Below are 587 nucleotides of genomic sequence, written 5' to 3'. Positions count from 1 at the left end.
TTCACAGCGCGGATGATCCGCCCTCGCGACAGGGCATGTCAACGAATATTCGAGACACAGCTCTCTTCTTCCCCAGCCAATTTGGACGTGCGGAGGGACGGTCACGAGCCCGGCGGCGCAGGAACCCGAGCACCGCGCGCATGAAGACGCCGACCACCGCCCGGCAGAGCACGTGATCCCAGGCGAGTAGATACCGAATCCGGTGCGGCAGGGTCAGCACCCATTGGCGCACGGGGACGAGGGGAAACACGTGGTCCACCAGGTGCGCCGCGCGTGCGGCCATCCGCCGCCCGCCGCAACTCGGACACACCGCCCGACCTTTGCACAAAAAGGGGACCAGACGATCCAGGCCACACCCGTCGCAGTGAAAGCGCGCGAAGCCGCCCGCGAGGAATCCACAACGCAGAAAGCCCTCGAACTCCTCCTCGATGAACCGGGGCAGGCCCTCTCCGTTGCAGAGACCCCCGGCCTGGGCGCGAAAGGTCTCGAAATGATCGCGCACGACCTGGTACAGCACACTCTGATCGGCAGACCGCGGCTCGTACCCCGCAGACGGTCGGACCACGTCGCCGACTGGGGCGAACGCT

The 587-nt window shown here is 66.4% G+C and carries 1 protein-coding gene; it reads right to left on the bottom strand.

The genetic code is table 11. The annotated features are described in order from the left end of the window. Position 1 precedes the first annotated feature (1 nt). On the bottom strand, positions 2–587 hold a 586-nt coding region (locus GEV06_29115), incomplete at its 5' end, for a hypothetical protein (protein ID MPZ21898.1).

It is taken from the genome of Luteitalea sp. (genome assembly GCA_009377605.1).
Taxonomy (GTDB): domain Bacteria; phylum Acidobacteriota; class Vicinamibacteria; order Vicinamibacterales; family Vicinamibacteraceae; genus WHTT01.
Note: the sequence above shows the minus strand (reverse complement) of the source record. Positions and strands in the feature narration are given on the sequence as shown.